This window comes from Rhodopseudomonas sp. B29 (assembly GCF_000333455.1).
Classification (GTDB): domain Bacteria; phylum Pseudomonadota; class Alphaproteobacteria; order Rhizobiales; family Xanthobacteraceae; genus Rhodopseudomonas.
This window is the reverse complement of record NZ_BADD01000129.1, coordinates 1-6730: the sequence shown is the minus strand read 5'-3', so window position 1 is coordinate 6730 and position 6730 is coordinate 1. Positions and strand designations below refer to the sequence as shown.

Here is a 6730-nt window from a genome sequence, read left to right as displayed (position 1 = left end):
GCGCCTGCAGGCCAAGCCGCGGGCGCTCCACGACAAGTTCGATGGCCCGACCATCGACATCAAGAAAAGAGACGGGGAGGACTAAATGTTGAAATCATTGGGCCGGATGGCTTGAAGACGGCGGCTAAAATGCCCAAACTTGAGGGAATGAAGATCCGTTTTCTCGCGCGCGCGACCGGTTCGGCTGATTGACGCAGGCGCCGGACATCACGCTTGAAGCCGTCGGCTCGGTCGGCGCCATCGCGGCGGCCGACTGGGATGCCTGCGCGCGCGCCGCGCTGACGCCGCCAGCCGCATGCGCGTCCGAAGCCGCCGCAGCCGCCTACAATCCGTTCCTGTCGCACGCCTTTTTCTCGGCGCTCGAGCAGTCGAAATCGGCCTCGCCGCGCACCGGCTGGGGCCCGCGCCATCTCGTCGCCAAACAGGGCGACCGCGTCATCGGCATCGTGCCCTGCTATCTGAAATCGCATTCGCAGGGCGAATACGTGTTCGACCGCGGCTGGGCCGACGCCTATGAGCGCGCCGGCGGCAATTACTATCCGAAGCTGCAGGTTTCGGTGCCGTTCACGCCGGCGACCGGCCCACGTCTTCTGATCCGCGAGGGCGAAGACAGCGCGACCGTCGCGGCGGCGCTCACGACCGGCCTCACCGCCCTTTGCCAGATGAGCGAGGCCTCGTCGGTCCACGTCACCTTCGCGCGTGAAAGCGAATGGCGGTTTCTTGCCGAGCAGGGATTCCTTCAGCGCACCGATCAGCAATTCCATTGGCACAACGCCGGCTACGCCAGCTTCGACGATTTTCTCGGCTCGCTGAATTCGCGCCACCGCAAGGCGATCAAGCGTGAGCGCCGCGACGCCGTGGCAAACGGCATCACCATCCACCATCTCACCGGCGCCGACATCACCGAAGATGCCTGGGACGCGTTCTTCGAATTCTACATGGAGACCGGCTCGCGCAAATGGGGCCGCCCTTATCTGACGCGCGAATTCTATTCTCTGATCGGCCAGAGCATGAGCCAGGACGTGCTGCTGGTGATGGCCAAGCGCGATGGCCGCTGGATCGCCGGCGCCATCAACTTCATCGGCGGCGATACGTTGTTCGGCCGCCACTGGGGCGCAGTCGAGCAACACCCGTTTCTGCATTTCGAAGTCTGCTATTACCAGGCGATCGACTTCGCCATCTCTCGCGGCCTGAAGGTGGTCGAGGCCGGCGCTCAGGGCGAGCACAAGATCGCGCGCGGCTACCTGCCGCAGACCACATATTCGGCTCACTACATTGCCGACCCGGCGCTGCGCCGCGCGATCGCCGATTACCTCAAGCGCGAGCGCATGTATGTCGACGAAATGGGCCGTGAGCTGACCGAAGCCGGCCCGTTCCGCAAGGACGCCGATCCGGCTTGACCGCCTCGCTCCGCGCGGCGAAAGTCCCGCCGCAAGCGAAAACGCGAATGTCGCCGGAGCCGTCATGACCGCCTACGATCCCAACAACATCTTCGCCAAGATCCTGCGCGGCGAATTTCCCTGCTTCAAGGTCTACGAGGACGATCACGTCTTCGCCTTCCTCGACATCATGCCGCGCTCGCCCGGCCACACGCTAGTGATTCCCAAGGCGCCGGCCCGCAACATCCTCGACATCTCGGCCGAGGACTTCGCCCACGTGGCGCGTGGCGCCCACAAGATCGCCCACGCGGCGATGCGCGCCTTCGCAGCCGACGGCATCGTCGTGCAGCAGTTCAGCGAGCCCGCGGCGGGCCAGGTGGTCTATCACCTGCACATGCACGTGATGCCGCGCCACGATGGCGTAGCGCTGCTGCCGCCGGCGAGCCGCAAGGAAGAAACCAGCGTGCTGGAAGAGCATGCCGCGAAGCTGAAAGCGGCGCTGGCGGGGTGATAATAGCGCCCCACGCGAAGCGTCATCCTGAGGCGCCCATCGAGCCGCGCTCCAGCGCGGTTCGATGGGCCTCGAAGGATGGGCCGCGCACGCGGCAGTCATCCTTCGAGGCTCGCTACGCTCGCACCTCAGGATGACGGCGGGGCGAATTGATAGTCCGCGATTAGTTACTTCACCATCGAATGCACGCAGCGGTCCGGCTTGAGGTCGATCAGCGGCGTGCCGTCGAGGCAGTCGAGGCCGCGGACCCAAACAGTTGGACCTTCCATGCCGACCAGCGCGGCGGCCGAGATGCCGATGGGGTTCGGCCGTAGCGGCGAGCGCAGCGCAAAGGTGCCGCGAGGTCCGTCGATGCCGTGGCCGCGCTGGATGACGAGATCGCGCCGCGCCTGGTGCAGCCAGTACACGACCTGGACATGAGTGAATTTGTCGAGGCCGGTGAGCGCCTGATGCCAGGGCTCGAAGATCTCCAGCCGGCACACCGGACCGTCGAGCGCCCCCTGCCGCGGCGTCTCGCCGCGTGACGTCCACGGCGTGTGGATGCGGCCGATGAACAGCAGCCCCGCATCGGTCGGCGGCGGCGGCGTGACGGTGATCTCGCCTTCGCGCAAATCGTCGCTCGCCATGTCGATGCCTCCTCGTGAGAAACGCATGCACAATAGCGGCTGCGTCCGCTTATTTCAGTGCCACCATAGTTGGCCGGCGAGCAGCACGACCTCGCCCGCGACGACACCGGCAAAGATCGAGCGCCGCGCCAGCATGAAGGCGATGAAGCCGGCTGCAGCCGCACCGTAGCGGATCAGTCCGGGCACGCTGGCGAGCGCGCCGGGCGGCAGCACCAGAATCTGCGCGATGACGCCGGCCAGAATGGCGGTCGCCACGGCGCGCACGAAGATCAGAAGCTCCGAGCCCTCGTCGATGCCGCCGCCGAGCCACAGCCCGAGCATGCGCCAGATCTCGTTGGGCAGAAAGCCGGCGAGGACCAGCACCACAAGCGCATGCCAATCGCCGATGACCCCGCTCATGCCGGCCTCCGGCGCAGCCGGTGCACCGCATAAGCGACGCTGCCCGCGAGCACGCCGCTGATCAGCACGTCGACGCCGGTGTGCAGCAGCGCGACCACTGGAAACAGCAACAGGCCGAGCACAAGCGCTACGACATCGGAAAGATCACGGCAGTTGCGCGCGGTCGACAGCAGGAACGCCAGCGGCGTCAGCAGCAGGATCGCCGCGGCAAACAATTCCGGCAGGTTGGCGGCGAGGAAGTAACCGATCACATTGGCGACCAGGCAGGTCGACACCAGGCCGCAGCCGAGCCCGAGCGTGAACGGGATTCGGCGCTCGCGCGGCACGTTGGGCAGCAAGCGAAAGCACTCGACCCACAGCGTGATCGCGACGAAATGCGACGGCAGGATCAGTTGCGAACGCCGCGTCGTCGCCGAGCGCAGCATCGGCAGCACCGACACCACCATCGGAAACAGCCGGATCGCCGAGACCGTCACGGCGATCGCGGCCTGCACCGCGGTGCCGCCCGCTGCCAGCGTCGAGATCAGGATGATCTGCGCCGGCCCCGCCCAGATCAGGAAGGTGCTGACCAGCACCCAGCCGAGGCTGAAGCCGCTGTCATGCGCCAGCGCGCCGATGCCGAGATATGTGGCGAACAGCACCAGCGTCAGCACCGTCGTGCCGGCGGCACGAAACCCCTGCACGTAGGCACGCGCGGGACTTTGCCATTTTGCGGCTAGGGCGGCTTGCGGCACTGAGCGAAGAATCCGGGGCGGGTTCGAAGTTGCGCGCATAACGCGGACGAACCCCCGTCAGGTCAAGGCCACGCCAGGCGCAGCCGCAATGCAATTGCAACGGGTGCCCTCAGCCGCGATTGCGCAGCACGAAACACGCCTGCCCGGCACGCCGGATCTGCGCGCACAAGCCATCCGCCTCGGCGCGCGTATCAGCCCCGATCCGCACCTGATAGAACCGCCGCGTGCCGCGGCTGCGGAAGGTCGAGCCGATCAGGCTCGGGTCGTGATCGCCGATCACTTTGCTCAAACGCGACATCGCCCGCGCGTAGCTCGCCAGCGCGCGGTCGCGATTAAAGCCGGCGGCGAGCTGCACGCCCCAAACACGCGCGGCCCCGAGTTTCACGCGCTGCTCGAGCCCCTCGACGAACGGGTTGGGCGCACGCTTCAGCAGCGCCATCAGGCTGCGGCAGTCGGTGTCGGATTTCACGTCGCGAAGCTTGGCGTTGCTGCCCGCAGCCGCCCATTCGTCCACCGAACTGCCGGTGATCGCCGACACGTAAGCACGCGTCTGCGCCGGCATTGGCCCGGTGCCGGCGACCCATTCCTGCACCCGGCGCGGTCCGGCATTATAGGCCGCCGCCGCCAGCCCAAGATTGCCGAACTGGCCGCGCAGCTCGCGCAGGAACTCGGCCGACTTCGGCAGCGCCTGCACTGGGTCGAACGGATCGAGCAGCCGCCGCTCGTTGGCGGTGCCGGGCATGAACTGGGCGATGCCCTGCGCCCGCGCGCCGCTGCGCGTCACCGGCCCCACCGCGTCGGGTTGAAACCGGCTCTCCTGCCAGATCACGCGGGCGAAAAACTCAAGCGGCAGATCGTTGGCCTTGGCGGCCGATTCGATCATCAGGCAGATCGACTCGCGGGTATTGGTGTCCTCGGGTTTGCCGGCCTCCGCGGCATCCGGTTTCGCCACTGGCTTCGGCGCTTCTGGGAGCACCGCGGCCGGCGCCGGCGAATCTTCCGGCGCGACCTGCGCCGCCACCGGGCCCGCCGACAGCAGCGCGAGCGCAAGCCATGCGTGCCGGACCGCCTGTCTCATGCCGCTGCTGTTCCCTTGCTGCCTGGGTGGCGAAAACCCTTGAGCAGGTTGGAAGTTGCACCAATCCTTTGGTGTCGCACCTCAGCTTACCACTGGGCCTCGCCGCGGCGAACTGCATCAGCTTTTCCGGCAATTGCCAGCGGCGGCGGAGCGACTACAACCATCGTCGTCGGAGATCATGATCGCATCGTGTCGACCCAATCGGCACGACGACCGGCAGAGGACGACGACCATCAAGCGCAAGCAACCCAAGCCGCGACGGCCGAAGAAGAAGCCTCAGGGCGGAGCCGGCCCGCGTCCGGCACCGAATGCTTCGCCCGCGCCTGTCGAGACGGCGCCGCAGAGCGCCGACGCGCCGGCGCAGGCTGCCGTTCAGGCGCCGGCGGCTGCGCCAGAGAAGTCGCGTCCTACCCCGGCGCCGGCTGGCTCACGAGTTCAGCCGGCGAAGCCGGCAAGCACGAAGCCAGGTTCGCGCCCCGCCCCTGCGGTGCAACGCTCAACTTCGCCGACGCCGGCGGTGTCATCGCGGCTAGCACCATTTGCGCTGCTGGTGGGCGCGCTCGACACTTTGCTGCAGATGCTGCGCGAGCAGCCGCTGAGGCTGGTGATGTGGCTGCTCGGCATCTACGCTGCGCTCTGGCTCGTCGCCGCGATCAGCTTCCCTAGCCTGCCGGCGGAATCCTATCGATTGCTGGCGCTGGGAAGCGAACTGCAGCTCGGCTACGCCGGCGTCGCGCCGCTGGCGCCGTGGCTGGCCAACCTCGGCTTCAGCCTGTCCGGCAACGCCGCGGCCTCGCAGCTGGTGCTGGCGATCGGCGCCACGCTGCTGACGCTGATCCTGCTGTGGCGGCTCGGCTCCGCCATCGTCGGCAGCAGTGGCGCAGCGCTCGCCGTCGCCCTGACGTTGCTGATCTACCAGTTCGGCGCGCCAATCACTGCCTTCGACAGCGCCACGATGACCCTGCCGCTGTGGGTCGCGGCCGTGCTGGCCTATCGCACAGCGGTGCTCGGCGGCACGCGCGCGGCTTGGGCTGTGCTCGGCGCGCTACTCGCCGCGCTGATCTACGCGCATCACGCAGGCGTCGCGCTGGTCATCATGCTGGCTTTGCACCTGCTGCTTACGCCGCAAGGCCGCGGCCGCATCCGCAGCGCCGGCCCCGGCGTCGCCGCCGCGATCACGGTCGTGCTGCTGTTGCCGCATCTGGTCTGGATTTTCATCGCGCCGACGACCGCCGGCCAAATGCTCGGCCTCGGCGCGCGCTTTGGTGTTGCGTTCGGCTTCGTGGCCTCGCAGCTCGGCGCGCATGTGCTGCTGATCGTGGTCGCCGCGCTGGCGCTCGTCCCACGGCTGCCGCCTCAAGGAGAACCAGTCGATCTCGCGATCGGCGAAGCTGACAGATTCGATCGCTCGCTGATCTGGGCGGCGGCGGCGGTGCCGTCTTTACTCATCGCCGGCTGGGCGCTGGTGAACGGGCGGCCGATCGATGCCCAGGCCGGCGGCGCTGTGGTGGCGCTGTCCGGGCTTGCTCTCGTTCTGCTGCTGCCCGGCCGGATCTTGCCCTCGATCCGACTGGCCGTCGCGGTGTGGCTGGTGGCACTGATTGGGCTGCCCTTCGGCCATGCCATCGCGGTGTATTCGCGGCCTGTGGACTCCAGCACAGCCACCGAATTGTATCCGGCGCGCGCACTGTCGGAAGCGATGCAACGCGTCTGGAAGACTCGCACCGCGCACCCGCTCGACATCATCGCCGGCAGCCTGCCGCAAGCCGGCTTCGTTGCGGCATACGCCAGTCCGCGGCCTTCGGTGTTCATCGACGCGGACTATACGCGATCACCCTGGATCACGCCGGAGCGGCTGAGGCAATCTGGCGCGCTGATCGTGTGGTCGACACAGCAGTTTCGCCGCACCGACGAAATCCCGGCGCCCTACCGCGCCGCCTTCGCGGACTCCGCACCTCTATTCGGCACAATGCTGCTGCCGCTCGGCGGCGGCAAGCTCGAAA

At 67.5% G+C, this 6730-nt stretch carries 8 protein-coding genes; 4 read left to right on the top strand and 4 right to left on the bottom strand.

Going from position 1 to position 6730, the window contains the following annotated elements; translation table 11 throughout:
* The 3 genes from I5M_RS33320 to I5M_RS04920 form a co-directional block, all read left to right on the top strand.
* A partial coding sequence (locus tag I5M_RS33320) for a hypothetical protein (RefSeq protein ID WP_210161612.1) occupies nucleotides 1-192 on the top strand: 192 nt, incomplete at its 5' end.
* Nucleotides 189-1400, top strand: coding sequence for a GNAT family N-acetyltransferase (locus tag I5M_RS04925; protein WP_022720392.1), 1212 nt, complete (start codon nucleotides 189-191; stop codon nucleotides 1398-1400). The genes I5M_RS33320 and I5M_RS04925, both read left to right, overlap by 4 nt.
* Nucleotides 1401-1464: 64 nt before the next feature.
* Nucleotides 1465-1890 (top strand): HIT family protein, encoded by a 426-nt coding sequence (locus tag I5M_RS04920; protein ID WP_022720391.1) that lies wholly within the window; start codon nucleotides 1465-1467, stop codon nucleotides 1888-1890.
* A gap of 167 nt (nucleotides 1891-2057) precedes the next feature.
* Here the strand turns inward: I5M_RS04920 and tsaA are convergent, their stop codons facing one another.
* The 4 genes from tsaA to I5M_RS04900 form a co-directional block, all read right to left on the bottom strand.
* Nucleotides 2058-2516 (bottom strand): tRNA (N6-threonylcarbamoyladenosine(37)-N6)-methyltransferase TrmO, encoded by a 459-nt coding sequence (gene tsaA / locus I5M_RS04915; protein WP_022720390.1) that lies wholly within the window; start codon nucleotides 2514-2516, stop codon nucleotides 2058-2060.
* Nucleotides 2517-2570: 54 nt separating this feature from the next.
* Nucleotides 2571-2915 carry an AzlD domain-containing protein gene (locus I5M_RS04910; protein ID WP_022720389.1) on the bottom strand — a complete coding sequence of 115 codons (345 nt, stop codon included), beginning with the start codon at nucleotides 2913-2915 and terminating at the stop codon, nucleotides 2571-2573.
* Nucleotides 2912-3598: an AzlC family ABC transporter permease gene (locus tag I5M_RS04905; RefSeq protein WP_376738665.1), complete on the bottom strand. Its 687-nt coding sequence runs from the start codon at nucleotides 3596-3598 to the stop codon at nucleotides 2912-2914. The genes I5M_RS04910 and I5M_RS04905 overlap by 4 nt, the downstream gene beginning before the upstream one ends.
* Nucleotides 3599-3758: 160 nt before the next feature.
* Nucleotides 3759-4727, bottom strand: a complete 969-nt coding sequence (locus tag I5M_RS04900) for a lytic transglycosylase domain-containing protein (protein ID WP_022720387.1) — start codon at nucleotides 4725-4727, stop codon at nucleotides 3759-3761.
* 517 nt (nucleotides 4728-5244) lie between these two features.
* On the opposite strand from I5M_RS04900, the gene I5M_RS04895 reads away from it, so the two are divergent.
* Nucleotides 5245-6730: glycosyltransferase family 39 protein (locus I5M_RS04895; RefSeq protein WP_159103972.1), on the top strand; the 1486-nt coding region annotated here is incomplete at its 3' end.